Raw genomic sequence first — 26,132 nt, 5'->3', positions numbered from 1 at the left:
ATAATCCTCCTTATCGTTTCGTAATTTCATCAATCAAGCTGCCCGTCTTCTCCATCATCTGCTCGGAGAAGGACGTTTGCTGCTTGAACTCTTCTTCATCTATTGAGTCAGACATAAAGCTGAACACACCGGACACCATTAACAGAAGCGTGAAGCCTGCTGCGACCAGATAGTGCGCCAATACATTCGACTTTTTATTCTGTTTGAATGTCGGGTGCTCCTGCACGATTCGCGCCACTGCTTCTTCCGTAAAGGAATCGGAAAGAGGCGAGGATTGGTCAAGCATCTGCAGGTATTCATCGAAACAATCATCACAGTCTGCGAAGTGGGACTCGATCACCGACTGTTCCTTCTCCGTCAATTCTCCATCGATATAACGCATCATCTGCTGTTCTTCCATATGCTTCATTAAAAATCATCCTCCTTCCAATGCTCCTTCATCCACTTACGAGCCCGGTACAGCCTCATCTCTATCGTCTTCTCCTGCAGCTTCTGTTCTCCGGCGATCGTCGAGTAAGATTTCCCTTCTATGTAATACGCATAGACGACCCCTCTGTAATTCTCCGGCATACGTTCAATCGAAGCCGCCACAGCTTTCGATTTCTCCTTCTGAAGCCATTCGTCCTCGGCACTTTGTATGGTTTCCTTATCGTGGAGATGCTCCACGACCTCTTCGGGGCTTCGCTCTTTCTTCCGCTTCGCATCGAGCGCCGTTCGAAAACCAATCCGACTGAGCCACGTTTTGAAGCCTTTTCCTTGGTAAGAAGGGAGAGCATCAACCATTTTGATGAACGTTTCCTGCGTCAGGTCCTCCGCCTCTTTTTCATCTCGGATGACGTGAAAGATGACTTGATAGACGGTGTGTTTATGCTTTTCAATCACTAGACGCAGAGCTTGCGTATGACCCCGCTTGATCTTTTCAATTAAAACATCCTCTTGAATGACACTCCCCCCTCTCCTCAGACAGCTCTACTTATATAGACGAACACGACCTCCACTTCCCCTACACTATTTTTAAAATTTTTTTCTGCCCATGTCGTACATTCGACGGCACCCTGTCGAAAAACGTCTGCTTTTTGAATAGGTATGACCTTTGACATTCCCAAATGATTCCGTTATGATTACTTATAGACGAACAATAAAACTTTCAAGCGAATGAAATGTTCGCTTTTTTGAGGTGTTAATATGGAAAACGTATTTGACTATGAAGATATTCAACTGATTCCTGCCAAGTGCATCGTAAACAGCCGTTCTGAGTGTGATACAGACGTCACGCTCGGCCAACATACATTCAAGCTGCCTGTCGTACCTGCGAACATGCAGACCATTATTGATGAAAAAGTAGCCCGCTTCCTGGCGGAGGAAGGATACTTCTACATCATGCACCGCTTCGAGCCTGAAACGAGGAAAGCATTCATCAAAGAGATGAAGGACGACAATCTCATCTCCTCGATCAGTGTAGGCGTAAAAGACGAAGAGTACGGATTCATTCAAGAGCTTGCTAAGGAGAATCTATTGCCGGATTACATCACCATCGACATCGCCCATGGACATTCCCAGGCCGTTATCGATATGATCCAACACATTAAACAGCACCTGCCAGACACGTTTGTCATCGCCGGCAATGTCGGAACGCCAGAAGCCGTGCGTGAACTGGAAAACGCTGGCGCAGACGCTACAAAAGTCGGCATCGGCCCCGGTAAAGTATGTATCACCAAGTTAAAAACCGGCTTCGGTACAGGTGGATGGCAGCTCGCTGCCGTACGCTGGTGCGCAAAGGCCGCAAGCAAACCTGTCATCGCTGACGGCGGCATCCGCACACACGGAGACATCGCCAAGTCTGTCCGATTCGGCGCCACTATGGTTATGATCGGATCTCTTTTTGCCGGACACGAAGAATCTCCGGGTCAATTGATCGAGAAAGATGGCAAGCCGTACAAAGAGTACTTCGGCTCCGCCTCTGAATTCCAAAAAGGGGAAAAGAAGAACGTTGAAGGAAAGAAAATCACTGTACCATACAAGGGTTCTTTGAAAGATACGCTAGTTGAAATGGAACAGGATCTGCAGTCTGCCATTTCGTACGCTGGAGGCACGAACTTAGATGCCATCCGTCACGTCGACTACGTCGTCGTGAAGAACTCCATCATGAATGGCGACAACCTGTAATCATGCATAACCTCCACCCTTTTACAGAAAATAGGATGAAAAGGAGGGCGTAGGCATGAACAAAGAGCGCGCGAAGGAAATTTTCAACTCACCGGAGATGATTCATGTTAGACATGAGGACCGTGAGATTTATATCGAAGAAGTGATTGAGAAGAATGAAATGGCACGCATTCACCCTGTCGATCAGCCGAATGTGTATCAGGAAGTCCCGTTAACAGAATTGAAGGAACGCGAACAGTAAATAGAAGGGTGGGCAACTCTTAATGGGTTGCCCACCCTTCTTCTGCTTTCATGATCGTTTTGAGACTGTTCACGATAAAAGGTCTTCCAACACAGGTCATTCTTTTCAAAAGCATCACGTCTATTAAGATTAATCAAACGTTTGTTTAACTCCGTGACCTTTATTCAACCGACGCTTGTTATATAGACCGAACAGCACGGCTGCACTCAAACCAAGAACATAAAAACCGAAAAGAATGCCCTGAAAAATATCGAAAGGATAGCCCAATAGATTATGAGTCCAAATGTCATATCCCATCCAAACCGCAAGCGGGAATAGAACACTGAACACGACCATTTTCACCAACAACGATTGCCGCCTGCGCAGCACAAGGCTCAAAATCCACACCGACAGAAGAACGACCAACGAGAAGATGACAGCATGAGACCTTTTCTGAAAAAGATCGATCCAAAAGCCCGAATGAGGCGTAACAAACAGCGAAATATTCTCATCAGGCAGCTTCTCATACGTCCCTTTGTAGGCATCCCCTTCCCTTTCAAGCGGTAGATTCAAGTATGTATCGGACTGTGAAGGAACGTTGATCTCAAGCGTCAGGTTCTTAAAATCACTCCAGTTGGATGCTGGCTGTAGCAAGTAATCCAGCCTGTAAACAGGATGGAGACTGTGTCTTTCATCCACGCCAAAAGATGCGATGTATTCAACAATCAGCTGATGACTTTCTCCAGGAGTCAGTGAAATTTCAAAGGTAGCCGATGGAATCAAATCTTCCTCTGTATAACCGAAGCCACCGAAGTTATACGCTTCTCCTGTTTTCGGATTCACCCATTTCTCTTCACGGGCTTGTCTATACAGATCTTCTCTGGGCAAATCGACCTGACCTGAGACAGGAACCGGTTCACCATCTAAGGATATCGTCCACCCCTCAACCTCTCCCGGCTGAGGGAAAGCGACGGGCACCGTCTGTACTTCATCCGTTTCATTCAACATGGTGTAAGCAGCCCGCACTTCCGCAAGCATTGCTGGATTTTCCTCTGGGAACACGCCACTTTTATCTTCAACCTTCACATCGATATGCAGATCTTCCTTTTGAATACGGATGATCTCCTCTTCCAAGGAGACGACCTGCCCTGATGGATACTCATCATTTTCAGAAAAAACCGTTCCGTTTGCCCACACTCCAGTCGGGACGAGCCAGCAGATGACAAACAACCATACAATTCGGATAAATGCTCACCTCCCCTTCCACTGTATCATTTTTCCACCCTTCAGAAGGTCATAACTTCTAGTTATAGAAAGATGATTTTTTTGTATTTCTCAATTCCGTTCTTAGGTCTTATGCTGAAATTAGGAGAACTGATCATATAGAAAATCAAGCATCGATTTCGTCGTCGCATAAAGGTACATGTCACGATAGAGTTGCTGATCTGAGATCGGCACAAATGTTACACCTCGGTACTCGATCTGTTCCGCCATTATGGACGGCAGGTAGGCGATCCCCATGCCAAGCGACACAAGACCCGTCATCGCCTGGTAGTGCGTCTCGATCACTTCGCCATCAAAGGACCGGTCATTCATAATGATTCGAAGCTGCTCCGCAAGAGTGGAGCGCTGCGTCGGGATAATCTGTGTATGCTGAAGGCACTCATCCAGCGTGACATGCTGCTTGGATGCGAGCGGAAAGGAAGATGGAATCGCAGCCAGGAATTCATCTTTGAAGAGGTACTTGGAGTAAAGGCCTTCGACTTCTGCAATATCCTGAACAATGGCTGCATCAATCCGGTGATCCTTCAGAAAAGGAATGAGGTCCTGACTATCATCTTGAATTACAGTCACTTGAAAATGAATCCGCTGCAGCTTTTCATAATGCTCATGGATGAAATACGAGCTCAGCAGAGGGGTTGAACCAAATAAGACTTGATCGTGCTTTTTATATTGGTGGACGGTCGTTTCGATCTGATTGAACAAAGGTTCAAGCTCGTAATACAAAGACTGCCCTTTTTCAGTGAGCTTAAATCCTTTTGATGATCTAGAAAACAAGCGGAAGCCGAGTTCTTCTTCTAACAGCTTCATTTGTTTACTGAGAGCAGGCTGGGAAATGAAGAAGCTCTCCGCCGCTTTCGTATAGCTTTTCAACTTAGCAATCTCTATGAAATACCGAAGTTTATGGAACAACATGTAGTGGTCCCTCCTTTCCATCCACTATAACTATAAGTTATTCACAATAAAAGGGGTGAAAGATTTTGAAACGTATATTCATTTATATTTCAGGCATCGCCATCACATATTTAGGCACATCGATCGTCGTCAAGTCAGCCCTTGGAGCCGGATTTTGGTCCGCGTTATTCGTCGGCCTCCACAACCAGACAGGGTTGCCATCCGGCTTGTGGTTCGGGTTGGCACAGTGCATCATCGTATTCATCAATGCCTTCCTTAATAAGAGTTCGATCGAATATACAGCGATCATTCCGATCCTGATCGAAAGCGCGTTTTTCACCCTGTGGCTCGATTATGCTCTGAGACATGTTCACTTGGAAAGCGCACCGATCGCGGTAAAAGGGACCGCCTTCATTGTTGGACTGATCATTGCGACGCTTGGTGTTGCCTTGTATATCCAAACCAAATTAACGAGGTCCCCTGTCGATGAACTCTTCTTAGCGGTCAGCGCACGGTTTCAATGGCGGATCAGCACGTCACAAATATCTGTCGCCGTGATTGTCACACTGCTCGCCTGTTGGGCGGGTGGTCCTGTCGGATTAGGTACGTTGCTAGCTATGCTGCTTATGGGACCTTTCGTTGAATTTTGGAATGACAGATTTAAAAAAATCGCAATTTAATTTCAATACATGCAGAGAGAGCTCCCTCTGCATGTATTAGGCAGGTTATAGAAAAACAACCATTAATTGGTTATAATTGGATGTAAAGGAGTGGTCTATTGAAGAAAATCGCGTCACTGATCTTTTTGACACTAGCACTCAGCGCTTGCTCCAACGCCGAATCCGAACCCACTTACACTGTGGAAGACGCCCAAGAAAACGGCGATGTCATCGTTGAACACCAAGTAGAGGAGTTTGAACAGATCAGGCAGGGAGCTCTTGAAGTGGAGAACAGTGATCAAATCTCGACTTTAGTGGAGAAAGCCAAGAACGGAGAAAGCTACACAACAAACGTTTCGATCTTCAACCCGGACGGAAGCCACTTTCAGAACCGCTTCGAAACAAACGGAGAAACGGTTCAATTCGAGAACGAATACAGCGGTTATCCGAACACGCCGGCAGGATCCTTCACTTGTGAATACATCGAAGAACGCGGACAGATCATTTATGTCAGCAACTGTGAATCGAAAAGCGGAGAAACGTACTCTACGCTGATCGGGTACATCGGAAAACAATAAACACATCAAAGACCAAACCAAATGAGGTTTGGTCTTTCGTATTCACAGCGATCTAATTTTCATCTATCATGAAGGAGGTCTTAGAAAAAACAACTGCAGGAGGATAACCGGTGAAGATATTCTTATACATACTACTCGGCATCATCATTTCAATTGCTTTTCTAATGCTTGGCGAAGTTGGACTCATTCTACTTGCCGGAGCCACATTCGGACTCCTTCTATACATCGCCGTGCAATTAAGAAACAGAAACGCTCGAGACCACTAAAGTCCGAGCGTTTCTTTAATAATTCCATATTACCCTTCCATCAAAGCAAGCTGCGTGTACATATCCTTCAAATCCACCAAGCCCTTTTCCCTCAGCTCACGAATGCCTTCCACCCACAACTCAGCAGTAGCCATTGCATCATACAAAGCATGGTGACGCTGCTCAACCGCAATCCCGTAATAATCACAACATTGATCAAGAGAGTTGAGTTCAATATCGTGTTGAGCGAGCTTCGGAAGCAGCGCAGAATCTACGATACGATGCTGAAAGCTTTTTCTAAGAGCCGTCCAGGTGGAATGACTCATGAACTGTTTTTCATGATGAGCATGGTGCGCAACGAGGACATCTTCTTTTACAAAGGCATAAAACTGCTTCAGTACGTCCCTTAGAGGCGGCGCTTCCTCTAACTGCTCATCGGTAAGACCCGTTAATTCCGCAATTTCATCTGACAATCCTTCTTCATGGTGGACGAGTGAATAGAAGGTTTCATCCGTCAACACCTCTCCCCCTTGCACTTTCACAGCTCCCACCGACAGGATCGTGTCTCCGTTGTATGGATAGAAACCGGTCGTTTCCAGATCGAAGACGACGACAGGAAGTTCATCGAGCGGGATATCCATGACATCCCGGCTCTTCATTTCCCTCTCCAGATTACGTACATAAGCTACTTTCCCTGGATCATTTTGATTCAATGAAGAAAAGCCACTCCCCAGTCGGTCGGATAAATCTTTTACAAACTGGATGAACGGATTCATAGGACTCCCTCTTTCTTCAGAATCGTCTTCATGGTGGAAAACAGCTTGTTGCCGTGTTTGATCATCTTTTTCAACTGGTGCTTATCTTCCTTCGACAGCTCTTTGACAGGAAGCAAATGAACCCCTTCATACGAATTGGATGCCCGTTGATGCCTGAGCCGAAAAGCCAGCAGTTGATGAAAATCCTTTTCAAATTCAGCAACAGACGGATAACGATCCTTCATGGCTTCAAACCGCGTCAATGTGGATGAACCGCTCTCTCCTCTTAACAACGCGAGCATCCTGAGTGCATTAACGTAAGGGAAATACGCGGTTTGTTTAATGTTCATACTCCCTTCCCGCTCCCCTTGCTGTTCAGGCAGAAGCTGACCGAACACGCCAACGCCCTTTTTGATGAGCTGGACGTTATCTACAAACCTCGGATACAGATCAGGGTGCTCAGAAAGATAGGAAAAGATCTTCTTTTTCACGCCCAGCAAGTACTGTTTCTCCCCCATGAGAACTCGTGAATCGAAGAAAATCGAGAAATTCCGAAGCGATGACCAGTCCGCTTCGGAGAGCCAGCCTTCCATCTGTTCATTAAAAGAGTCCAGCGACTGACACCACAAAGGGTTCGAAGCCATAACTTTCCCTTCACAATAGGGATAACCGACGACAGCCAGCCCGTCACTGATTTCTTCCCCGAGCTTTAGAAAATAAGGTTGATGATCCCCCTCAAACAGAAGACCGTGGTCTTGATCACTCCACAGCGACTGTTCATACCGCCCTGCACTTCCCATCAGAAAAAACGCAAAAGGAGCAGGTACCTCGCCCTGCTCACTTTCAACCTTCCCCTTAGCTATTTTCACTGTTTGATACATGACCTGATCGTGAAATGCATTGAGCTGCTGAGGATCGTCTTCTACAGAAGAGATCGTCTCCTCACGCCACGCTCGAATGTCTTCATAAGTGTTAAACACGCATTATCAATCCCTTATGCTCCTGACTTTGATTTAGGAGGCGTTAAGTTCTCAGGGTAACCGTAGCCACCGTGTTCACTGATATCAAGACCCATGATTTCTTCTTCTTCCGTAACACGCAAGCCACCCATCGTTTTGTCCATCACTTTCAAGATGATGTAGGAGACGATGAAGGCGTACAGACCACAGCTCACGACACCTAGAATTTGAACACCAAGCTGTTCGAATCCACCACCATAGAACAATCCAGGCCGTCCGACCGTTGCCAGTTCAGGTGTAGCAAACAGTCCATTCGAGAGCGTTCCCCAAATCCCTACCGTACCGTGTACAGATAAAGCGAAGATCGGATCATCAATTCTACGCTTATCAAAGAATCGCATACTGAAGAATACGAAGGCTCCACCAATTAATCCGATGATGACGGCTGCCCAAGGTTCAACGAAGGCACATGAAGCGGTAATGGCGACAAGACCAGCCAAAGCACCATTCAACGTTGTCGGAACGTCTGCTTTTCCTGTTACAGCCCATACCATCAACATGGCACCAATCGCACCGGCACCTGCCGCAAGCTGTGTATTCAGCGCAACATAACCGAAGAACGCATCCGCTACACCGAATGTACTTCCGGCATTAAATCCGAACCAGCCAACCCACAGAATCAATACACCAAGAGCTGTGAATACTTGGTTGTGACCGGCAATTTCATTAGATGAACCGTCTTTGTTGTATTTCCCGATACGCGGCTTCAAAATCATTGTCGCCGCAAGCGCTGCTGCTGCACCCGTCAAGTGAACAACCGTCGATCCGGCAAAGTCCTGCTTACCATGTCCAGCTAACCAGCCGCCTCCCCAGATCCAGTGTGCAATGACCGGGTAAATAAGTACAGAAAATAAAATAGCGAATATGACATATGCGACCAACTTCGCACGCTCGGCGAACCCACCGAATGCGATGGTCATAGCGATTGCAGCGAAAGCAAGCTGGAACATGAAGTCAACAGAGCCTGCCAGCCCTTCCCCCATGGTCGTTGCATCTCCAAAAAAGAAATTAGAAAAACCGATGATGGCATTTCCTTCTCCATAAATCAATCCATACCCTACAGCCCAAAAGACGAGAGAAACAATTCCAACCGTGAATACAGTCTTGCCTGCAATGTGACCCGCATTCTTCATTCGTGTTGAACCCGCTTCAAGCAGAATAAATCCACCCTGCATAAGTAACACTAGAATCGTACAGACAACGATCCACAAGTTATTCATTAAAAACGTAGCATCCATCTAAGTCCTGTCCCCTTTATGTTATTTTTCTTAACATAGAATGTTAATTTAAATAGTATCAAATTCTGAAAATTAACACAACACCTATGTCAGAAATTCTTACATTTGTTTTTTTATAGTATGAAGAGGAGAAAAAAATGATGCCCGTCCAAGAGTTGCTGATCCGCCTATTGATCACGTCTTCTATGCTGAAGTCCAACAAGATGGAAGCCTCGTCGTAGACCAAAAAGATCCTTTCAGTAAATAAACTAAAAAGCACCGATTGCTTGGTTAGCAATCGGTGCTTTTCTTATCCTTGACTCTTATTTGAAATGACCGTCCGAAGTACATCTTCGGTTACATGAACCGGAGCTACTCCGCTACGTTCAAATAATTCTTTCGCATTCGTATCATCAAAATGAATCGTCTTCTTCAAGTATTCCTGAAACACGCTCAGAGGTTCATTGAACTTCATTTCCTGTTCGCTCAGTTCATGGACATCAGCAGGGGAGACTAAGTCTACATCGTGGAAATCCAGCTCCTCTTTCAGCAAACGGAAGACTTCAGCGTTCGTTGGTGGATGATCGTTTGTCAGGTGATAAATCGTTTCTGTTTCTGCGTGCTCAAGACCTGCGACCAGGCCTTTTACCACGTGGTCGACCGGAATAATGTTCTGGGCCGTATCTTCAAGGCAGACAAACTTGACCTTCTGCTTCACGGCAGACTGCTGACGCTCCATCCTTCTCTTCATTAAGTTGAAGCTGCGGATGATTCCATAAAGCGCAAACGTCGATTCTGCTTCCCCTGTTTCGGAATCTCCGATTATGATCGACGGGCGGAAGATGCTCACATCAAAGTCTTCTTTATATCGAAAGACCAGGTGCTCGGCTTCGCACTTCGTTTTTTCATAATAATTCAGAAACGGCCGGTCTAAGGAATGAAGCTCTTCGGAAGCCTCCTGTTGATCCCCGAGCGTATAAGCTGTACTCACGTGGAAAAACTTCGCCACTTCAAGTTCTTTTGCCAAATCCAATATATGACGCGTGCCTTCCACATTCACATCATAAAGACGATCTTTCTCTTCATCATCGAAGGAAAGGTAAGCGGCAATGTGATAAACAGCATCGATCTGCCCCTTCAAAGCCTCCAACTCTCCTTGGCTAAGACCTGCCTTTTCATTTGCGATATTGCCATCAATGATATGCAGTTGTTCCCTGAATCCAAAAGGCACGACTTCTTTCAAACCGTCTGCCTTCCTTTGATTTCTGACCAAAGCATAGACATGGTGCCCCTTCTGAAGAAGCTTCAACGTTAACTGCTTCCCCACGAAACCTGTTGAACCGGTTAAAAGTATATTCATGTTCTCTTCTCCTATTTGTGATGATTCTAGTTGCTTACGATATTCCTCTTCAGCGAGTGTATCATAAACACGAGCCTCTCTCTTTAAAAAAGCCAGGTCTTAGCGATAAGACCTGGCCATTCATTCGTTTCTTATAGGTTGATGGTTACGTCTGCACCTTCACGAAGGCTTTGTGCCAGTGTTTGGTACACTTCGTTTTCTTTTTGACGGACAAGCTGCTGCTCGATGCTCGGCTTCACTTCTTCTAGAGAAGGAACCTCCGCTTCAGCATTTGCCTGTTCCTGTTGAGCTACGAATTGATCATAAGACTCTTGGATTTCTTCTTCAGTCGGCTGAAGACTTCCTCCCGCTTCATCCTCGATGATCTTATTAAGAAGGATTTGGTTCTCGATAAGACCCGTTACGTCTTCTTTGCTCATCCCTTGCTGTTCAAACGTTGCAAAGAAATCTTCTTTTGACTCCATTTGCTGCTGCTGTTCAACTAGAGATTCGATTTCCTTGTTCACATCTTCTTCTGATACAGTGAAGTCGCGGTTTTTCGCTTCTTCCAAGATCAGCTCTTGGTCAACTAGTGATTCAGCAACCTGCGTTTTCAGCTGTTCCTGATCCAGCTCTTGTCCCATCATTTGAGACTGCATCGCTGCTCTTTGGAATTGAGACTCATAAGTTGTTGTGAATTCTTCTTTTGTGATTTCTGTGCCATTCACTTCAGCGACAACGTCTGGAACATTTTCAACGTCTGGTTCCGGCATTTCCGGCTGTTGCTGCTCTTGCTCTTGGCTTTCTTCTTGATTATCTGTTGATTCGTTATTATTTCCAGCTTCTTCGCCACCATCGCTACAAGCTGCAAGCAACGCGACGAAAGCGACAAGTAGTAAACTTAAGATTTTTTTATTCAATGTCATGTCTCCTTTATGATTCATCGTGGTTGTCATTGTAACATGTGATGTTCTGCTGTCTACACCTTCCAGCAAGCAAGCGCACACTGTTACAATCATTTAACGTAAACACCCCTGTGATGCCAGGGCTTAAGGCGTGTTCCATTCGATCCATTGGCAAATGTGTAAATTGTGTGGAACGCATGATGGCGCGTACAATCCAAGCATTCCTTTACAAAGTATCATATATTACTCGTGAAATTTCAACCATCAACCATTCTCCTCTATATAATGAGACGAGCCGTACCTGATTTCGTTACACCGTTTGGAAAAATAAGCGGATTGCCATCGCCACTACGGCGACGATTAAAATACGCTGCACCCACTTATCCCCGTGCTTCACCGCAAACCGGCTGCCAAGAAAGGCTCCAAGACTCATACCAGCAGCAAGCGCAATGCCGTATCCCCAGTGCACTTGGTCGTTAACAATAAAAACAATGAGGGCAGAAAGCGTGTAGATCGCGACAACGAACACTTTGATGCTATTGATTTTGACCAGTGAAAGACCCGAAACGAGCGTCAAGGCGGCAATAATGATGAATCCTACACCCGCTTGAATGAATCCACCGTACACACCGACAAAGAAGAAAATGACCATCAAGCCGATCCGCTTCGGCCACGTATCGTGAGAAGTCGATGTCGCCAGTCTTTTGTGCGGCTTCCACACGATAATGACCAGTACGACGACCATCACGATCGACAAGATTCGATTGAACAGCTGGTCTGACATCGTCACAGCGATTTGAGCGCCTGCCACAGATCCGATCAACGCTGGCACGGCGAGCATCGTACTGAACTTCCAATCGAAATATCCACCCTTTCTGAACGAAGCGATTGCCACAATATTTTGTGCCAACAGCGCAATTCGATTCGTTCCATTCGCAACAGCAGAGGGAAGTCCGAACAAAATTAATAAAGGCAGTGTCAACAAAGAGCCCCCGCCTGCCATTACGTTTACAAATCCGGCCCCGACGCCGGCGGCAAATATAGCTAAAAAGAAAAGAACTGACATACAACCATCCTTCCCATCATCTACGTTCCACTATACCACGCCAGAAGGGTTGAACGGGTGTCACAAATAATTAAACAAACGTTTGACCAATAGAAAAGACCGGGCTTATCGCCCGGTCTCACCTGTGTATTTATAGGATGCCGCCTAACAATCCGCCAAGCAGCCCATCATTGTCGTCCTCATCTTCGTCTTCATCATCATCTTCTTCTAATAAGTTGTCCAGATTCAAACCAGCCTGCAGGTCAAGATCTAACGAAGCACGTGCTTCTTCATCCCAACCATTCTCTTCAGCCCAGTCCTGCAATTCGACTTCTGTCATGTTGTGAGCTTCAGCAAACAACTGTAAGTCTTCCACTTCCCACCCATTCGCTTCTGCAAGGGATTGGAATTCTGTACTCGTCATAATGCCTTCGTCTTCAATGGCTGCTTCAATGGACGTATCGACTCCGAGGTCGACGCTTGTATCTTCTTCTGCAGAAACACTTCCTAAACCAGCAAATGCGAGTGACACGGCCATTCCTGTAGCTACAATTGTTTTCTTCATGTTAGATCTCCTCCTTAAAATGTTTTCACTAAGCTTTCGGAGGGACGATCTATTTCGATCACTTTATTTCACGTTTCAGGACCAAAAACCTACCCTTTTGTAACATCTGAAATGCTTATGTAACACTGTCATCTCACGTTCACACAAAACAACGGACCACTGAACCTCCAAACCATGATAAAATGGAAGAAACGCGATTCAGGAGGTTTTATGATGACCCTTCCCACCCTTACGTTAAGAAGTAAACAGAACGCGCACGATGTGAACGTCCGACGCATGACGACGTTCGAACAGTGCCAGATCGTCGAATCCACTGATGCGAAGAACCGATACTTCTACTTGTTTTTTCACAAATGCGAGTACTTGAATTATGTGTCCGCCAGCCAGCTTCCCACCCGTTCTTTCATTCATGACGCCTTTAAAAACGGGATCACCTTCTCAAGCACCCATCCACTCACCCAGTCTGTTCTAACCCATTCAACGTACAAGAAAAAAGACTTCAACGCCCTTTTCACACGGTTGAAAGAAAGAAAAGGACGCGAGGAAACCGCCTTGATTGCAACGTATTTTGCACCCTTCATCAAAAAGGCAAAGCTCGCCCAGTTTATCCAAACGCTCTTCTATGAACAACGACGCAGCGGTAAAATGCTTTCCTGCTACCGCATTTATCGCAAATTGGAACACTTCGCTCCCAACCACCCTTTAGTTGAGGCATTTTCCGGTGACCTGACGTTTGTCGAATTCGAGAAACGCTACCATCGACTGGATGATGACTTGATCGCTCAGGATCCTCTCTATTTCGAAAGCAGACTTTTCAAGAACCGACTCCAACCTGAATCTTTCCATACCTTACGCACGTTTTATGAGCAGCCCACCCGGCATGTAGAGCAAGCCGCTCTCATCATCCAGCATACAGCGGAGACTCAATCTCCCGAACTCTACCATACCGCCAAAGAGATGGACGACACGTTCCGCACTCGTGCCTTTTACGAAGACTTATACGATAGAGGACTTCGTACCCCTGTATTCTTATCTGATTATCTAAATGTGTTAATCGAAGAGAAGGACCTTCCAACCACTACGGCTTTCATTTCTGAACAGCAACTATCACCGACACCTGAACAATCGCAGGCACTGATCCAACTCGTCAAACAGGAAACGCTCCCCTCCCTCTCGCCAAAAACGTGGCAGGAACTGATTATCTTTTTATTCGAATCGGGACAACCTCTTGAAGCGGTTGAGATCCTCGAACGAGCCATCGGTTCTCTTCTAAGCGAACGGGAGATGAACGATGTAACCGAATGGGTCCAAGCATTCGGTCAATTCCCACAAACCCATCCCGTCATCCAAAAAGTACAGGAGATGCAAAGCCTGCTTGAGAATCCGGATGAGCAGCGGCGCTTAGGGAAGCTATATTACCACTTCCATCAACCCGACCGCGCTATTGAGTGTATGAGCTTTGATATGGAACTGTACGAAACAGACCCTGAGCCCGTCCAATGGTTGGCAAAACTATATGATGAAGTAGGAAATGAAGAAGAGCACACCGCCTACAAACAATTGTTCATGACGATGATGAAGCACCAACAATGAACCCCATTCTACGCATGAATGTCCATTTCACCTCATAAACTCCTGTACAGAGGTGTTGTCATGAGCAATCAAATCAACTGGGACACTTTTCACAAAAACGTCGACGGCGTGCTCGGAGAAAGCTTTTGGAATGAGATTCAGCAGGTTCTCCCGAAACGTAATGCGAGCTACGATTTGGTCAATTTAGAGCACGAAGTCGTCCTCCTGATCGATCTGCCAGGCTTTACGAAGAAAGACCCGCTGAAGGTGACAAGAGACGGCCAGCAACTGATCATCGAAGGGGAAATCAACACTCTTCCGCCTGAATGGAAAGAAAAGCTTGTCTACAACGAGCGGCTGAACGGCGCTTTCAAACGCTCTATCTCGATTCCGTTCCTTTTTAACGAGGAAGATATGAACGCGAGCTTCCGGAATGGCATCCTTTGGGTTTCCATCCAGAAACCCGATTCAGCTAAGGAGGTCCAAGTCGATCCAGCCCCTTAAGATTTTCTCACCTGACTAGAGGAGGTGATCAAGATGGCGAACATTAAATTCCACAACATCACGGTAGACCAAATCACCAACGCCTCTGGCATCTACTCCGGCCAGAACGTTCCTTTACGCTACAAATCCGAGAGCCGGAAATTCGAAGGCCTTGGCAGAGTCGTAGGTGACCGGAATGACATTCATCACAACCGACACCTCATTATCAAGAAGCCCGACGATCAGGGAGTATAGGCGAAATGCTTTTCTTCAATAAGAAAAAGAAGCAGACTCAGCAAGTAGAACAGCTGTATCAGGAAATCATCAACCTTCAGAAGCAGATCCTCGAGGCACAGAAGAAGCCTGTGGAATACCACCTGCACTTCGATCACGTAGAAGTCAATCATCCGAAGCTTGATGAGTTGAACTTCAAATTGGATGAACTGGATATAGAAGAATTGAGCGGCGCTCTGAACCTAGGGAATAACTTCGGCGTCAGCGTACAGCCTGCTAAGAAGCCTCAAGTCAAAAATACAAAAAACGGCATGACCTTTACCTTCAAAGAGGAGTGATGACCTTTCATGCTGTCTCCAAATTTCTTTATAAAAGACATCCGGATCGGAACGGTAGAAAATGCCTCCTGCGTGAACATCGGAAACAATGCTCCGAACGGATTCGAGAGCTTCCAGAAGTTGAACCAGGGGTTCGGAAATGTGCACGGTGATGGCAATTCATTGGAGGACCTCCGTTCAGTGCTGAGCGACTCCGCAATCCTCGATATGCTCGTCAATCCGAAAGAAGGCGACATCCCTGAGTGGGTCGTCGATTTAATAAAAAAACAGGTGGAAAAGGACCCTCAAGTGCTGGCTTGACCTTTTCCGCCTGTTTTCTGTTCTGTCATGATCGGTGTATCAATCATATCCTCATCATGAATGACATTCACATTGTGATGAATGACGTTTCCTGTCCCGACAACCGTACCGAGAGCCGAGTTCTCCTTCATGGAAGCAGACCAGCCGTCCTGCGAGTTCGAACCGACAAACACGCCGGAATTCATATGGATTGAGTTCACATTGATGGAATCGAACTGTACATTCATGCCGGCATCCCCTCTTAATATTGAATGTTCGGCTGAGGGTTATTGACAGTAGGGTTACTGATTGGAAGATCCGATACGTCGTTATCAAAGACCGTATTTACATTACCCGTTGCAGCAAAAAAACCCGTGGTTACGCCAGACCCATTGTTGTTTTTCCCTTGCCAAGTCCAGTCAGGCTGATTATTCTGCCCTGTCGAAATGGTTGCGTTATCGTTCAAGGCGTTGACGGCAATTTGATTAAATACTAAAGATACAGGCATATGCATCCCCTCCGTTGAAGACGTTGTTGCTGTCATCCTATTCGTTGTCCAGGATATGTGTGTCTCAAGACCGCGCGTCATCTTACAATAGGTTCCGCTTTTCAAGAGCAATCGGATCCGATATAGACACCATCAATTTCCCAACTGCATGATTGACTTGTTTCATTTCTTCCTCAGACAACACACTCATAAAGCCTTCATATAATTCATCTTCCAAAGACTGAATGGATTCACTGAGTTTCTCCCCTTCATTTGTTAATTGAAGAAAAGATGATCGTTTGTCTTCTTGATTGGGAACACGTTCGATAACTCCTTCTTCAATAAGTCGATTCATCAACCTTGATGGACTTCCCGTTTCACAAACCAAAAGCGATCCAAGCTCTTTTAGAGTGATTGGCTGATATGTCTTCAGCACTTGAATGACTTCCGCTTGCGACGAAGTCAATGCAACCCCTCTCAACTTTTCATTCAACAATCGATTCCCTTGACGCTGTGCAGCAAGGATCAAGTAACGAAACTTCTCTGCTTCTTCATATTTCACTGTATAATCCCTTCTCTCATTTCTATATCGTGATTAAAACAAACCGAATGACAGTCTCCTCTATTCGAGAAAGAGCGGACCCATTCCAATGAGCGCCCTGCAGCAAGCTTGTCTGTAGTTAAACCAGGCAGAACACCATCAGAGAGAGATTTTTGACCATATCCTACATCACTAGCTAGAAGCACCCACCCTGCCATTGTAGATACAAGGATAGAGAGCAGCCCTTCGCTGTGGCCGGGTGTATGCACGAGATAAATCGAGCCATCTCCTAGCAAGTCTAACCCTTTTTGATAGGGACCGTACGGAATCGACTCCAAAGCAAAACGGTTAATCAAGACAGAATCCCACATTTTCTTTTGATACCCTATACTCTTTTGCGCTACTTCCCACTCCATTTCACTCGTGAGAATGTTCTTTGCTTCTTTCACATGCTCTACTCCACTTACATGATCAGCATGCATATGAGTTAATATTACATAATCTAAGTCTTCTGCTTTCAATCCCCTATCTACAAGTCTTTCACGAACAGAAGCCCCTGACGGAAGAGCTCCGCGGAACATTGAATAAGAAAGGGTACCAAGGTGCCTCCGCTGCGCATCCCTTATTTGTTCATGCCACCCTGTATCGATTAAAATATTGGCTCGTGGATGTTCAATTAGATATGTACTGACGGGAACTTCTATTTGCTTAGACTTTCCACGAAGCCAACCAGAGTAAGGCATCGGATGTAGAGTGTTTTCTTTATACGCCAACGAACGATCAATTAAAACAGAACCTGTATGCCAAACGTGAACTTTTACCTTCAACAGAATCACTCCTCATAAAAGATGACGTGTCATATATACCAATATACATGACACGTCATCTAAATGGAAGATTAATGAAAATCTTTTAATAAGTTCAAGATTGACGCCGGGCATCATTACATATCGATCAAGACCTCTTCTTCAAATGGAATGCCCAAATAACGGTAATGAATCGTCACTCTTTCAATCTTTTCTCCATTTATCACACTCAGTCCATAACCTACATCCTCTTCCGTAACTGTTTCTTCATTCATTTTATCTAAATTAGCCTGTGGAGATGTGCCGGGCTGCAGAGTGACTTCATCAATATCATTGAAATTGTACCTTCCCGCTTCTCTATCGAACTCGTTCGCAATCAAATATCCTTTCAACGGATTGCTGAGTTGAATTTTTTCATCGTCTGGTTGTTCATTATCGTTGATACGGACATCCCGGACCAGAAAGTCCATAAACCCTCGATTTCCTATGACAATCAATACACCTTGACCGTCCTTTGAAGTTCCGACGGTCCCTGTTTCTAATGGAGGGTTGAACTTCAAGTAGGTCACTCCTCCCGCGACAACTAACGCGATGACCAGCACACTCGCCCATAATGCCTTTTTCACTCCTATCCCTCCTCCGTATTATGACAATTTTCTTTGAAGTTCGTGTATATATATAGAAGTAAGACCGGGAAGTCACCTCCCCAGCCTCAGCCTACCTTAATCAATTCCACCTTTTCAGAGAAACCCACAACCTTTTCAACTTTCGCTCTACCGGTTTATCGGTATCAGACCTTTGTTTCTGCCATTCATTGTAGCTCGCGACCCCAATCAGCACTAAGCCGGCAATCAGCAGGTACACCCACCAAGGCATGTTGCCCCAGTACGGTCTCGTTTGGTAGAGGACGTTGAAAATAAGAACGCCCATTCCGACGAAGAAGTAAGATTTGATCCGCATCTGCAGTCCTGCGACCATAGAGATCAATGACAAGGCGCCGATGATCCAGGCATCCCATATGGTATGGCTTTCGATCGCATCAATGACTAAGTACGCGGCAAGTAATAAAAGCACAGCCCATCGTACTTGATTCTGCACACCCTTGAACTCGCTCCACGTTCGTTTGCCAAGAAGGAAAAGTAAACCTAGAACAGGCAGCGATTGGACTTCCGCCTGTATGACGTCAGCAATGTATGCCTCGTGCGCCCTGATGATCATCAAGTAGGCCGCGTAGACGGATATGGCACTTCCTGTATAGAATGCCCGGTCGATGTAGGGTTGCTGCCATTTCTTCGCACACACCGCGAGCCACACCGCCACAAACACGACAGGTAGAACACGAATCCATACGCTGCTATCAGGAACGGTGAACGTATAGAGATATCCAATGTACACAAGCGCCGTCCAGGAATAAGCGTCCACCTCGTAATTGCGAGTGACCATCCTTTGATGGAAAAGACGCCCTAGCCCAAGAAGAACAAAAAACACGAAAGACAGCATGGCGATGAATGCCAACCGACTCCAATCCATGCGCCCCCAGATCGGAAGCGTCATCAGCAACGGCAGGAATGCAACCATCGACCATTTACGCTGGTGAATAAAGAACAATGTCAGCGAGACATAAGCGATCATTACCCCAAGTTCATAGAGACTCATCCGCTCATATCCACTGATCATGATCAATAATCCGAGAATGGAAAAAGGAATGATGTACCATTCAACACGCTTCCTCCATACTTTCGACACGAGCAGCCACAAGGCAGTGATTCCGATACTTGTCGCCAAGAAGCTGTACTCGAAAAGATTGTACCCGAACCAGCCGTAGTAGTCGGAAGCCGTCACGACAGAGAGAAGCCCTGTCGAGAATCCAGCATACAACATGAGCTTTTTCTCCCACTCACGGACAGCCTGCCAGGCACTGAACGCGTAAACGGCAAGCGGTACAATCCACAGGACAGGGTGAGCTCGTTCGGCGGCAGTTTGATTCAACAACATAAGCCCGACGATAAGTGGCTGAATACTGTGTGCCACCCAATAGAAATATGGCTTCAGCTCTTCCCCTGCATACCGCCTGCCCCCTTCTCCTATCAACAATAGCAGGACTGGAGCAAACGCCGCATAGGTCGTAAGCCACGTGAACGAGACGGGTCCTGCAAGATCAAGAAGCGAGAAATAGAAAGCGAGCGTGACGATTGAAACAAGCAGCCACAGCGTCCGCTGCTTCGATTCACGCACCAGCCAGTAACCAAGTAGAATTCCGATCAGAAAAAGGCTCGGGCGCACAAAGGACGGATCCGTGTCATTGATCAGAAGCGTGCTCATGGCGAACACGTAGGTCAGCTGCCCGATATAGAAACTCGTTTTGGAAAAGGCAGCCTCTCCCGCTTTTTTCCAACCGAAATGAATCGCGAGGAGAAGCAGTCCTGAGAGCGAAGCATGAAGCGGAAACTCCATCCACCCGATCCAATCGACAAGCGGGTTATAAAACAACAATGCAGAAAGCGATAAGGCGACTGGGTGTCCCCATTCAGATGACCTCACCACTTCCATTTGCTTGGAGGATTTTCGAACAAAATATGCAAGTGCACTGATGACAGCTAACATCACAGCACTTGTTGTGTACTGATAATCATTCAGTGCATACGTCAAGGCCCCAAGCTGCACGAGCAGGGAGAGATAAAATGTGCTTACCTTCACAGGCTGAAGCCACTTCACCCGCGTCCACATGCCGGCATAACAGAGTGCTGCGACAGAGCCTGAGAAGATGAACATCACGAGCGAACCGATTTCAACTAATGACCACAGTTGCCACAACGCTACATAGAAGAACAGCGTGGCCATATACGGAAAGACTTTGTGACGGATGATATTCGACAGGACGATATAGTTCACCATGATCAGAACGTAGCCGAAGAACAACGTCCAAGAATCGATATCACCACGAAGCAAAATGCTCTCCACGCTGATATAGAGAAAGGCACAGAACGAGACCACAGCACTTGTATAACGGAACACTTTCTCCACAAAAGCGTGATGGCGGAACCCATAGGCTAACCCGAGATACAGCAGTCCGGCTAAAGCATAGACGGTGGCGTCCAGCGATTCAACCGGCGAGTTCTCCACCAGCTGATAGATGGCGTAAACGAGCATGACAGAGAAGACGAATTGATATTCTTTCGTTTTATAAACAAAGACCATCGCCATATAAACGCTTGCCGTCAGCAGCAGGTTGAAGCTGTAGAACACTTCACTTTCGAAAAATAAAAGCATGAGAAGCGTCGACAGAACCAAGTTCAACTGCGCATACAAAGGGATCTCTTTCATATACAACGTCCATTTGCTCTGATATTTGACATAGAACAGCAGCAGAGCCGCATTGTACAGCATCAAGCCAAGGTAGAAGGCATCCACCGAAAGCGGCAGCGCCCCTAGAGCAAAGCCGACGGACAGCGATACGAAAACAAGCGACACCCATACGTAAAAACGGGATTGGTGCTTCACCGCGTGACGGATGTATAACGGCAGCGGAAGAAGTGTCCCCATCAATCCAAGCAGATGCCTGCCTTCTCCAAATAAAGATAAGTAAGAGCCGAGCAATTCAAAATATCCGATTGCAATGATGACGACCGGAATAAGGAGACTTCCAAGTGTCAGAAAAGCAAAAGCGGTTTGATGAATGCGAAGGAAACGCCCCGTTCCATAGCTCAACGCCAGGAAGAACAGAGAAACGAACGAGATCGACACAACCTTCAGACCTGCCCCCATCTGCTCCCATTGACTCGTCGCTACGACCAGCCCGGTAATCAACAGCAGCGCAACCCCTAAGATCAACGTCCACGTAATGTTCCGTTCGCGAACCTGCGCCGCCGTCTTCACCTTTTTCTCCTTCTTCGGTTTGGATGGTTTCACAACCTTCTCTTCAACCGGTTCCGGCTTCGGTTTTGGCTCGACTGCTTCCTGAACCATCAAGTGCTCCTTCACGTACCGCTTATTCACTTCGCTCAAATGACTATATTCTTCCGACGTCACATATCCTTTTCTCCAAAGCGTCAGCAGCTGCTCATCAAACACTTCCACTTTCTTCTCATCTGACAAAGACACCTTATTCCCTCCTCACCTCTTATTAAGTGTAATATTACACATATAGTGATTAATTTTCAACCTTTATTTACCACCAAGCGATAAAAAATAAACGCCCACCGAAATGGGCGTCTTTCTTAATTATAGGAAATGTCGTACACATCCATGTCAGCCTGCGGGCAGGATCCACCCAAAATGCTGATGAACGTCTCTCTGTCATCCGGAGATACTTTCAAGCTTTTCTCTCTGCCGTTCTTGTAAAAGAAAATCTCAATGGCGTTCCCTGATGTCAGCAGGATGTCATCCCCGAAGTACACATCGGCGGTTGTGCGGATTCTGTAAATCGACTCGTAAGGAATTCTCCGCTTGAACGTGCCGCCTTGGGCATACAGATGATCCTTTTCGAATTCGTATTTCACATTGAAGATAATTAAAATACTGGTGAACAGTAAATAAAAATAGATGAACGACCAAATGCCTGCAAAGATTAGATTGTGCGTATATTCATGAACGAAAAATGGCAGAAGCCAAAAACACGTAATCAAAAAGAAGGACTTCGCTACATAAACAGCAAAAAACCGGTCTTTCTCTCCTTTAAAGGTCATCATAGAACCTTCATTCCCCTCTTATTTTATGGTTTGACTCCTTCAAGCATGACACGCTTATCGTGTGCCCGTTCCACAAACTCTTTCTTCTGCGCATACTTCTCGATGACGTCCTTGATCTCTTCCGGACGGTAAGATTCGTTGCGGTTGTTCGCAAGCGAAGGATAGCCTGACCCGCGGTGCAGGTAATCCGAGCTACCGACGGTGTACCAACGATCGTCTTCAAGCGGTGCCCCTTGAATCGCCACATGTTGGATCGCTTTCCCGTCGTGCACGACTTCAGCGCCGGCTACGTGAAGGCTTCCCACAAACTTCCCTCGGAACCCCGGTCCCTTCCCGTCTGCCAAGCAGACTTGGGCATCCAGTGATTCTTCGAGGGCCTGCTTGATGTCTTCCCCTTTCACTTCAAAGGTTGTCGGGTTCAAGGGCGACGGACAAACTTCGATCAGTTTCTTCCTTGATACGAAATCGAACAGTCCGGCGTTTGCGATTCCGCTGTTGATGATGGCAAAGTCGCAATCCAGCCAATCGAACAACCCATCCGCTATCAAATTCGTCAGTGGATTCTCTTCGACCACGTCATGCCATAGTGGATGCTCAAGTGAGAAGAGAGGTTGGCGCAGATTACTGATGGCCACCTCTTTACTTTGTTTCAAAAGGTGGAGGGTGTCCGGATCTGGCTGCGCATGTTCAGTCGGGAGGACTTCGGAGTGAACCAGCTGCCAGCCGTCGCTCGTCTTCTCTACTTCGACGACTCCGACGTGTTCGGCGAAGCTGCCGGCGCTGTGGTTGATGCTGCCGTGGATAACTTTCGCTTCTGCATAAAGCTGATGATCGTGCGCTGAGATGATGACGCCGACTTCATCGAAGGCTTCTGCGATCTCGGCATCGGCTTCGGTTCCGACGTGACTGAGGACGAGGCAGAGGTCGTACTGGCCTTCTCTTTCGTCGAGCGTGCTGCGAAGCGCCTTCTTGTAATCTTCGACGTGGAGACCGAGTCCTTCATTGAAGCCTCCCAGATCAGGGGAAGACCCTGTAATCAAGATGCGGACTCTGCTTTTTTCAACTATGATACTAGGACACACGCCTTCTATCGCGGTTCGGTCGAGCTTGGATAGATTGTTGCTGATAAAAGGGACGCGGGTGGTCCTGGTCATGTGCTCCAGTGTATCCATGCCGTTGAACGTCTCGTTGTTTCCGATGGTGAGCGCATCGTAGCCCGTGTGTTCAAGCAGTTGGAGTGCGGCCTCTCCCTTCGTTCCTTGGAGCTCGATCGCCCGGAAATCGGCGAAGTCTCCACCTTCGAGGATGAGGGTCTGGTCGTCTTTTCGCTGCTTCAAAATGGTCGCCGCCTTGGCAAAGTTCTCATAACGGCTGTGGATGTCATTGGTATGTAAGATCACAAGCTTCATAGGTTCCTCCAAAAATGTTTGATTTTTCTAACTATATTATTTCAAAAATGTTCCACAAAAACAATACTCTTATACCATAAATGCGTTCCAAGAGGCATAGAGGAAGAACTGATTGATAAGTGGATAGAGAAGCGCATAAAAATACCCTTACCTATCCGTCAGCGTTGGATAGGTAAGGGTATTTTATGGGCGATCATTATTCATGACTTTCTCCATGACTTTTACTTAGATTGGTGGGAAATTCCGCGCCAATAAATGTTCCACGACGCTTCGAGCCTTCTCTCTACACGACGGGGACCTCCGTATAACATGTCCACGTATAGACTATCCAGTAGAGCCAGATAAGCTGAAGCCGCCTCTTTTTTTTCGACCTCATCGGTAACTTCTTGCTTGTCTTGGGCGGATGCGATAACCGGAAGCAATAACTCCTCTGACCGGTCCAAGTACTCATAGGTTAGCTGCATGATCTGGTCTGTCAGATGAACCGGCGGGTAGAACGCTGTACGGATCCAGAACTTCGTGGAGTCGTCTGTTTCGTAGCGATCCTTACTTTTCACTAATAGATTGTACAGAAAGTCTTCTAAATGAAGTTCCTTCTCCTGTTTAACGTAATTCATCAAAAATGCTATTTCGTGCTCATATGCATCCTGGCACAGGGTAAGGAAAAGTTCGTCTTTTCCTTTGAAGTGAGTATAGATGGACTGCTTTTTAATCCCCACTTCGTCAGCTATTTCCGCCATCGAAGCGCCCTCATATCCATTTTGAGCGAAATTTTTCAACGAAATCTGTTTAATTTGAACCGAAGTGATGCTCATGTACGTCACCTTCCTAGCTTCAAAATACTTTTCAACTATTCTAATTGATCAGTTTCAGCCCGATTGCCGCACTGATGACCATGGCCATAAATACCAATCGAAGCCAATGCTTCGTTTCACCAAAAAATAAGATCCCCATAAGGCCGGACCCTACCGTTCCGATTCCCGTCCATATGGCATAAGCGGTTCCCATAGGAAGAGACTGCATAGCAAAACTCAGGAACGTAAAGCTGCTGATCATCCCAAGCAGGAACACGGATACGGATACCAAATTCTTATGCCTGTTTATCAAATTCAGCCCGGTTACGCCTATGACTTCAGAACCTCCAGCTAATAGAAGAAAGACCCACGCCATCAGGATCCACTCCTTTCTGCTTCATGTTCTCCCGTAACTAATTTAAGACCCATTACCCCAACGAGCAGGATAAAAATAAGCAAGAGATTTAATAATTTAACAGGCTTCCCGAAAACGATCATTTCCATCAATACAGTACCCGTTGTTCCTAGCCCTGTAAAGACAGCATACACCGTTCCGACGGCTAGCTTCTTAGTGGCCTTGAAAAGCATGGCAAACGAAATGAAAATCGCTATGCCTGTTCCTGCCCATGTCACGATATTATCAGCATGCTTCAAACCTATCACCCAGCCTACCTCAAATAAAGACCCGATTACGACTAACAACCAGGAACGATTCATATGCATGACTCCTTTTATGACTTTCTTTTTTACTGACGAACGGTCGTAAGGAAATCGTAACAATTCTATCTGAGGGCGTCAATCATAATGAAATCAACACGATAGATAAAATCAAACGAGGAAGCAGCGAGCCGTCTCCCCTTCGTTCCAAGGGGCTCAATCGCCCTGAAACCATAGAAGCCGCCTCCTTCTATAGTTTCAAGAATGTTCCACAACAACATACGCTTATATCATGATCCACGTGTTCCAGGCGGCATGGAGTATGAGCGGAGGGAGAAAAGATTGATAACGTGTGTAGAGAAGCGCCATCAACACGCCCATCAACATCCCGAGAAGCGGATAGTTGGGGTGCAGCAAACTAAAAATCAGGCTCTGCAGAATCAAGGCGGCATAGAAGCCGAGCTTGCTGTGAAGCCAGTGGTACAAGAGCGACCTGAACACGACCTCCTCCGTCACAGGTACGAAAATGCCCGTTGCGGCAATGATTACGAAGGAAGATGTGCTCAGCGCATACAGGTTGTTCTGATAGTGAAACACTTCAACAGGATCGACGAATATCCCAAAGGTGAACGAGACGTATTGTGCGACATATAAAAGAACGAACCCCAGCGCGACCCAAGCATACATGCCGGGGGCTTTTAAGACGTGAAGGTTCGTGTATGTACGGATATGCTCACGAAAACTCCTGAACAACAGCATGCTCAACATAAACAGGAAGAAGATCGCGATGTTCTGGTATTCCCGATAAGGGTAAAATTTTGTTTCAATGCTGAAGACATCGTCAAATAGAAGTTTCAACACCGTGTAGATTGAGAGAGCGACCAGCAACGTGACGACTCCGAATTTCGCCTTACCCAACTTCATGAACATCACCTCCAGGTTCAGAGTATGGCAAA

Annotated in this window: 33 protein-coding genes; 10 read left to right on the top strand and 23 right to left on the bottom strand. The window is 46.4% G+C overall.

Translation table 11 applies throughout. From position 1 onward, the window contains the following. Positions 1 to 10: 10 nt before the first annotated feature. Complete coding sequence (locus LCM20_RS18080) at positions 11 to 409, bottom strand: anti-sigma factor family protein (protein WP_225196896.1); 399 nt, start codon at positions 407 to 409, stop codon at positions 11 to 13. Beyond that, entirely contained in the window at positions 409 to 882 is a 474-nt protein-coding gene (locus LCM20_RS18075) for a sigma-70 family RNA polymerase sigma factor (RefSeq protein ID WP_225196895.1), read from the bottom strand. Before LCM20_RS18075 ends, LCM20_RS18080 begins: the two co-directional genes overlap by 1 nt. Positions 883 to 1,185: 303 nt before the next feature. Here LCM20_RS18075 and guaC point away from each other — a divergent pair, with 303 nt between their 5' ends. Together guaC and LCM20_RS18065 are read left to right on the top strand one after the other, a co-directional pair. Beyond that, complete coding sequence (guaC, locus tag LCM20_RS18070; RefSeq protein WP_225196894.1) at positions 1,186 to 2,166, top strand: GMP reductase; 981 nt, start codon at positions 1,186 to 1,188, stop codon at positions 2,164 to 2,166. Between the two features lie 55 nt (positions 2,167 to 2,221). Then, a complete protein-coding gene (locus LCM20_RS18065) occupies positions 2,222 to 2,407 on the top strand; it encodes an H-type small acid-soluble spore protein (protein WP_225196893.1) in 186 nt (61 codons plus the stop codon). A 129-nt stretch (positions 2,408 to 2,536) separates the two neighbouring features. On the opposite strand, the gene LCM20_RS18060 is transcribed toward LCM20_RS18065, so the two are convergent. Together LCM20_RS18060 and LCM20_RS18055 are read right to left on the bottom strand one after the other, a co-directional pair. Then, positions 2,537 to 3,616 (bottom strand): DUF4424 domain-containing protein, encoded by a 1,080-nt coding sequence (locus LCM20_RS18060; RefSeq protein WP_225196892.1) that lies wholly within the window; start codon positions 3,614 to 3,616, stop codon positions 2,537 to 2,539. Between the two features lie 135 nt (positions 3,617 to 3,751). After that, positions 3,752 to 4,582 (bottom strand): LysR family transcriptional regulator, encoded by an 831-nt coding sequence (locus LCM20_RS18055; protein WP_225196891.1) that lies wholly within the window; start codon positions 4,580 to 4,582, stop codon positions 3,752 to 3,754. Positions 4,583 to 4,647: 65 nt separating this feature from the next. On the opposite strand from LCM20_RS18055, the gene LCM20_RS18050 reads away from it, so the two are divergent. The 3 genes from LCM20_RS18050 (at position 4,648) to LCM20_RS18040 (ending at position 6,064) form a co-directional block, all read left to right on the top strand. Next, positions 4,648 to 5,241 (top strand): YczE/YyaS/YitT family protein, encoded by a 594-nt coding sequence (locus LCM20_RS18050; protein ID WP_225196890.1) that lies wholly within the window; start codon positions 4,648 to 4,650, stop codon positions 5,239 to 5,241. A gap of 98 nt (positions 5,242 to 5,339) precedes the next feature. Continuing rightward, complete coding sequence (locus LCM20_RS18045; RefSeq protein ID WP_225196889.1) at positions 5,340 to 5,798, top strand: membrane lipoprotein lipid attachment site-containing protein; 459 nt, start codon at positions 5,340 to 5,342, stop codon at positions 5,796 to 5,798. A 110-nt stretch (positions 5,799 to 5,908) separates the two neighbouring features. Next, positions 5,909 to 6,064 (top strand): hypothetical protein, encoded by a 156-nt coding sequence (locus LCM20_RS18040; protein ID WP_225196888.1) that lies wholly within the window; start codon positions 5,909 to 5,911, stop codon positions 6,062 to 6,064. A gap of 29 nt (positions 6,065 to 6,093) precedes the next feature. Here LCM20_RS18040 and LCM20_RS18035 read toward each other — a convergent pair whose 3' ends face one another. From LCM20_RS18035 to LCM20_RS18005, 7 genes are all read right to left on the bottom strand, one after another. Next, positions 6,094 to 6,819 (bottom strand): exonuclease domain-containing protein, encoded by a 726-nt coding sequence (locus tag LCM20_RS18035; protein ID WP_225196887.1) that lies wholly within the window; start codon positions 6,817 to 6,819, stop codon positions 6,094 to 6,096. Then, positions 6,816 to 7,778, bottom strand: coding sequence for a DUF294 nucleotidyltransferase-like domain-containing protein (locus tag LCM20_RS20225; RefSeq protein ID WP_225196886.1), 963 nt, complete (start codon positions 7,776 to 7,778; stop codon positions 6,816 to 6,818). The genes LCM20_RS18035 and LCM20_RS20225 overlap by 4 nt, the downstream gene beginning before the upstream one ends. A 14-nt stretch (positions 7,779 to 7,792) precedes the next feature. Continuing rightward, a complete protein-coding gene (locus LCM20_RS18025) occupies positions 7,793 to 9,055 on the bottom strand; it encodes an ammonium transporter (protein ID WP_225196885.1) in 1,263 nt (420 codons plus the stop codon). 289 nt (positions 9,056 to 9,344) lie between these two features. Beyond that, entirely contained in the window at positions 9,345 to 10,394 is a 1,050-nt protein-coding gene (locus LCM20_RS18020) for an SDR family oxidoreductase (protein ID WP_225196884.1), read from the bottom strand. Positions 10,395 to 10,525: 131 nt separating this feature from the next. Further along, entirely contained in the window at positions 10,526 to 11,329 is an 804-nt protein-coding gene (locus tag LCM20_RS18015; protein ID WP_225196883.1) for a SurA N-terminal domain-containing protein, read from the bottom strand. Between the two features lie 259 nt (positions 11,330 to 11,588). Beyond that, entirely contained in the window at positions 11,589 to 12,344 is a 756-nt protein-coding gene (locus tag LCM20_RS18010; protein ID WP_225196882.1) for a sulfite exporter TauE/SafE family protein, read from the bottom strand. A 130-nt stretch (positions 12,345 to 12,474) separates the two neighbouring features. Further along, entirely contained in the window at positions 12,475 to 12,888 is a 414-nt protein-coding gene (locus LCM20_RS18005; protein ID WP_225196881.1) for a hypothetical protein, read from the bottom strand. A gap of 213 nt (positions 12,889 to 13,101) precedes the next feature. On the opposite strand from LCM20_RS18005, the gene LCM20_RS18000 reads away from it, so the two are divergent. Genes LCM20_RS18000 through LCM20_RS17980 form a run of 5 tightly spaced genes read left to right on the top strand, consistent with a single transcriptional unit; the run spans position 13,102 to position 15,815 of the window. Beyond that, the gene (locus LCM20_RS18000) at positions 13,102 to 14,481 is read left to right on the top strand and encodes a tetratricopeptide repeat protein (protein ID WP_225196880.1); all 1,380 of its coding nucleotides are present in this window, start codon (positions 13,102 to 13,104) and stop codon (positions 14,479 to 14,481) included. Between the two features lie 60 nt (positions 14,482 to 14,541). Next, positions 14,542 to 14,964 carry an Hsp20/alpha crystallin family protein gene (locus LCM20_RS17995; protein WP_225196879.1) on the top strand — a complete coding sequence of 141 codons (423 nt, stop codon included), beginning with the start codon at positions 14,542 to 14,544 and terminating at the stop codon, positions 14,962 to 14,964. Positions 14,965 to 14,997: 33 nt separating this feature from the next. Next, positions 14,998 to 15,198: a hypothetical protein gene (locus LCM20_RS17990; protein WP_225196878.1), complete on the top strand. Its 201-nt coding sequence runs from the start codon at positions 14,998 to 15,000 to the stop codon at positions 15,196 to 15,198. 5 nt (positions 15,199 to 15,203) lie between these two features. Next, complete coding sequence (locus LCM20_RS17985; RefSeq protein WP_225196877.1) at positions 15,204 to 15,515, top strand: hypothetical protein; 312 nt, start codon at positions 15,204 to 15,206, stop codon at positions 15,513 to 15,515. Between the two features lie 9 nt (positions 15,516 to 15,524). Beyond that, positions 15,525 to 15,815, top strand: coding sequence for a hypothetical protein (locus LCM20_RS17980; protein WP_225196876.1), 291 nt, complete (start codon positions 15,525 to 15,527; stop codon positions 15,813 to 15,815). Here LCM20_RS17980 and LCM20_RS17975 read toward each other — a convergent pair. The 12 genes from LCM20_RS17975 to LCM20_RS17920 all read right to left on the bottom strand — a co-directional run bounded on the left by LCM20_RS17975 (position 15,800) and on the right by LCM20_RS17920 (position 26,100). Then, a complete protein-coding gene (locus LCM20_RS17975; RefSeq protein ID WP_225196875.1) occupies positions 15,800 to 16,042 on the bottom strand; it encodes a hypothetical protein in 243 nt (80 codons plus the stop codon). The genes LCM20_RS17980 and LCM20_RS17975 overlap by 16 nt on opposite strands. A gap of 14 nt (positions 16,043 to 16,056) precedes the next feature. Continuing rightward, a complete protein-coding gene (locus LCM20_RS17970) occupies positions 16,057 to 16,302 on the bottom strand; it encodes a hypothetical protein (RefSeq protein ID WP_225196874.1) in 246 nt (81 codons plus the stop codon). An 82-nt stretch (positions 16,303 to 16,384) separates the two neighbouring features. Then, entirely contained in the window at positions 16,385 to 16,843 is a 459-nt protein-coding gene (locus LCM20_RS17965; protein ID WP_225196873.1) for a MarR family winged helix-turn-helix transcriptional regulator, read from the bottom strand. Further along, positions 16,840 to 17,649 (bottom strand): N-acyl homoserine lactonase family protein, encoded by an 810-nt coding sequence (locus LCM20_RS17960; protein WP_225196872.1) that lies wholly within the window; start codon positions 17,647 to 17,649, stop codon positions 16,840 to 16,842. The genes LCM20_RS17965 and LCM20_RS17960 overlap by 4 nt, the downstream gene beginning before the upstream one ends. Positions 17,650 to 17,765: 116 nt before the next feature. Beyond that, positions 17,766 to 18,254: a hypothetical protein gene (locus LCM20_RS17955; RefSeq protein WP_225196871.1), complete on the bottom strand. Its 489-nt coding sequence runs from the start codon at positions 18,252 to 18,254 to the stop codon at positions 17,766 to 17,768. A gap of 100 nt (positions 18,255 to 18,354) precedes the next feature. Next, the gene (locus LCM20_RS17950; RefSeq protein ID WP_225196870.1) at positions 18,355 to 21,729 is read right to left on the bottom strand and encodes an SCO7613 C-terminal domain-containing membrane protein; all 3,375 of its coding nucleotides are present in this window, start codon (positions 21,727 to 21,729) and stop codon (positions 18,355 to 18,357) included. A gap of 116 nt (positions 21,730 to 21,845) precedes the next feature. Further along, complete coding sequence (locus LCM20_RS17945) at positions 21,846 to 22,316, bottom strand: PH domain-containing protein (RefSeq protein ID WP_225196869.1); 471 nt, start codon at positions 22,314 to 22,316, stop codon at positions 21,846 to 21,848. 23 nt (positions 22,317 to 22,339) lie between these two features. Continuing rightward, positions 22,340 to 23,725, bottom strand: coding sequence for a bifunctional metallophosphatase/5'-nucleotidase (locus LCM20_RS17940; RefSeq protein ID WP_225196868.1), 1,386 nt, complete (start codon positions 23,723 to 23,725; stop codon positions 22,340 to 22,342). 221 nt (positions 23,726 to 23,946) lie between these two features. After that, the gene (locus tag LCM20_RS17935) at positions 23,947 to 24,540 is read right to left on the bottom strand and encodes a TetR/AcrR family transcriptional regulator (protein ID WP_225196867.1); all 594 of its coding nucleotides are present in this window, start codon (positions 24,538 to 24,540) and stop codon (positions 23,947 to 23,949) included. A 40-nt stretch (positions 24,541 to 24,580) separates the two neighbouring features. Further along, positions 24,581 to 24,895 (bottom strand): DMT family transporter, encoded by a 315-nt coding sequence (locus tag LCM20_RS17930; RefSeq protein WP_225196866.1) that lies wholly within the window; start codon positions 24,893 to 24,895, stop codon positions 24,581 to 24,583. Next, the gene (locus LCM20_RS17925) at positions 24,895 to 25,236 is read right to left on the bottom strand and encodes a DMT family transporter (RefSeq protein WP_225196865.1); all 342 of its coding nucleotides are present in this window, start codon (positions 25,234 to 25,236) and stop codon (positions 24,895 to 24,897) included. Before LCM20_RS17925 ends, LCM20_RS17930 begins: the two co-directional genes overlap by 1 nt. 225 nt (positions 25,237 to 25,461) lie before the next feature. After that, on the bottom strand, positions 25,462 to 26,100 hold the full coding sequence (locus LCM20_RS17920) for a CPBP family intramembrane glutamic endopeptidase (protein WP_225196864.1): 639 nt from the start codon (positions 26,098 to 26,100) through the stop codon (positions 25,462 to 25,464). Between the last annotated feature and the right edge of the window lie 32 nt (positions 26,101 to 26,132).

The organism is Halobacillus litoralis (assembly GCF_020171725.1).
GTDB lineage: Bacteria > Bacillota > Bacilli > Bacillales > Halobacillaceae > Halobacillus > Halobacillus litoralis_F.
This window is presented reverse-complemented; position numbering and strand designations above follow the sequence as displayed.

What these genes read in the sequence shown, in the direction of transcription:
- LCM20_RS18020 (WP_225196884.1), bottom strand. Translation starts at nt 10,394, where the DNA reads ATGAATATACTTTTAACCGGTTCAACAGGTTTCGTGGGGAAGCAGTTA.
- LCM20_RS17925 (WP_225196865.1), bottom strand. Translation starts at nt 25,236, where the DNA reads ATGAATCGTTCCTGGTTGTTAGTCGTAATCGGGTCTTTATTTGAGGTA.
- LCM20_RS17940 (WP_225196868.1), bottom strand. Translation starts at nt 23,725, where the DNA reads ATGAAGCTTGTGATCTTACATACCAATGACATCCACAGCCGTTATGAG.
- LCM20_RS17975 (WP_225196875.1), bottom strand. Translation starts at nt 16,042, where the DNA reads ATGAATGTACAGTTCGATTCCATCAATGTGAACTCAATCCATATGAAT.
- LCM20_RS17920 (WP_225196864.1), bottom strand. Translation starts at nt 26,100, where the DNA reads ATGAAGTTGGGTAAGGCGAAATTCGGAGTCGTCACGTTGCTGGTCGCT.
- LCM20_RS18015 (WP_225196883.1), bottom strand. Translation starts at nt 11,329, where the DNA reads ATGACAACCACGATGAATCATAAAGGAGACATGACATTGAATAAAAAA.
- LCM20_RS18010 (WP_225196882.1), bottom strand. Translation starts at nt 12,344, where the DNA reads ATGTCAGTTCTTTTCTTTTTAGCTATATTTGCCGCCGGCGTCGGGGCC.
- LCM20_RS17985 (WP_225196877.1), top strand. Translation starts at nt 15,204, where the DNA reads ATGCTTTTCTTCAATAAGAAAAAGAAGCAGACTCAGCAAGTAGAACAG.
- LCM20_RS17930 (WP_225196866.1), bottom strand. Translation starts at nt 24,895, where the DNA reads ATGGCGTGGGTCTTTCTTCTATTAGCTGGAGGTTCTGAAGTCATAGGC.
- LCM20_RS18025 (WP_225196885.1), bottom strand. Translation starts at nt 9,055, where the DNA reads ATGGATGCTACGTTTTTAATGAATAACTTGTGGATCGTTGTCTGTACG.
- LCM20_RS18005 (WP_225196881.1), bottom strand. Translation starts at nt 12,888, where the DNA reads ATGAAGAAAACAATTGTAGCTACAGGAATGGCCGTGTCACTCGCATTT.
- LCM20_RS18080 (WP_225196896.1), bottom strand. Translation starts at nt 409, where the DNA reads ATGAAGCATATGGAAGAACAGCAGATGATGCGTTATATCGATGGAGAA.
- LCM20_RS17945 (WP_225196869.1), bottom strand. Translation starts at nt 22,316, where the DNA reads ATGATGACCTTTAAAGGAGAGAAAGACCGGTTTTTTGCTGTTTATGTA.
- LCM20_RS17990 (WP_225196878.1), top strand. Translation starts at nt 14,998, where the DNA reads ATGGCGAACATTAAATTCCACAACATCACGGTAGACCAAATCACCAAC.
- LCM20_RS17980 (WP_225196876.1), top strand. Translation starts at nt 15,525, where the DNA reads ATGCTGTCTCCAAATTTCTTTATAAAAGACATCCGGATCGGAACGGTA.
- LCM20_RS18055 (WP_225196891.1), bottom strand. Translation starts at nt 4,582, where the DNA reads ATGTTGTTCCATAAACTTCGGTATTTCATAGAGATTGCTAAGTTGAAA.
- LCM20_RS18000 (WP_225196880.1), top strand. Translation starts at nt 13,102, where the DNA reads ATGACCCTTCCCACCCTTACGTTAAGAAGTAAACAGAACGCGCACGAT.
- LCM20_RS18035 (WP_225196887.1), bottom strand. Translation starts at nt 6,819, where the DNA reads ATGAATCCGTTCATCCAGTTTGTAAAAGATTTATCCGACCGACTGGGG.
- LCM20_RS17995 (WP_225196879.1), top strand. Translation starts at nt 14,542, where the DNA reads ATGAGCAATCAAATCAACTGGGACACTTTTCACAAAAACGTCGACGGC.
- LCM20_RS17935 (WP_225196867.1), bottom strand. Translation starts at nt 24,540, where the DNA reads ATGAGCATCACTTCGGTTCAAATTAAACAGATTTCGTTGAAAAATTTC.
- LCM20_RS17970 (WP_225196874.1), bottom strand. Translation starts at nt 16,302, where the DNA reads ATGCCTGTATCTTTAGTATTTAATCAAATTGCCGTCAACGCCTTGAAC.
- guaC (WP_225196894.1), top strand. Translation starts at nt 1,186, where the DNA reads ATGGAAAACGTATTTGACTATGAAGATATTCAACTGATTCCTGCCAAG.
- LCM20_RS18065 (WP_225196893.1), top strand. Translation starts at nt 2,222, where the DNA reads ATGAACAAAGAGCGCGCGAAGGAAATTTTCAACTCACCGGAGATGATT.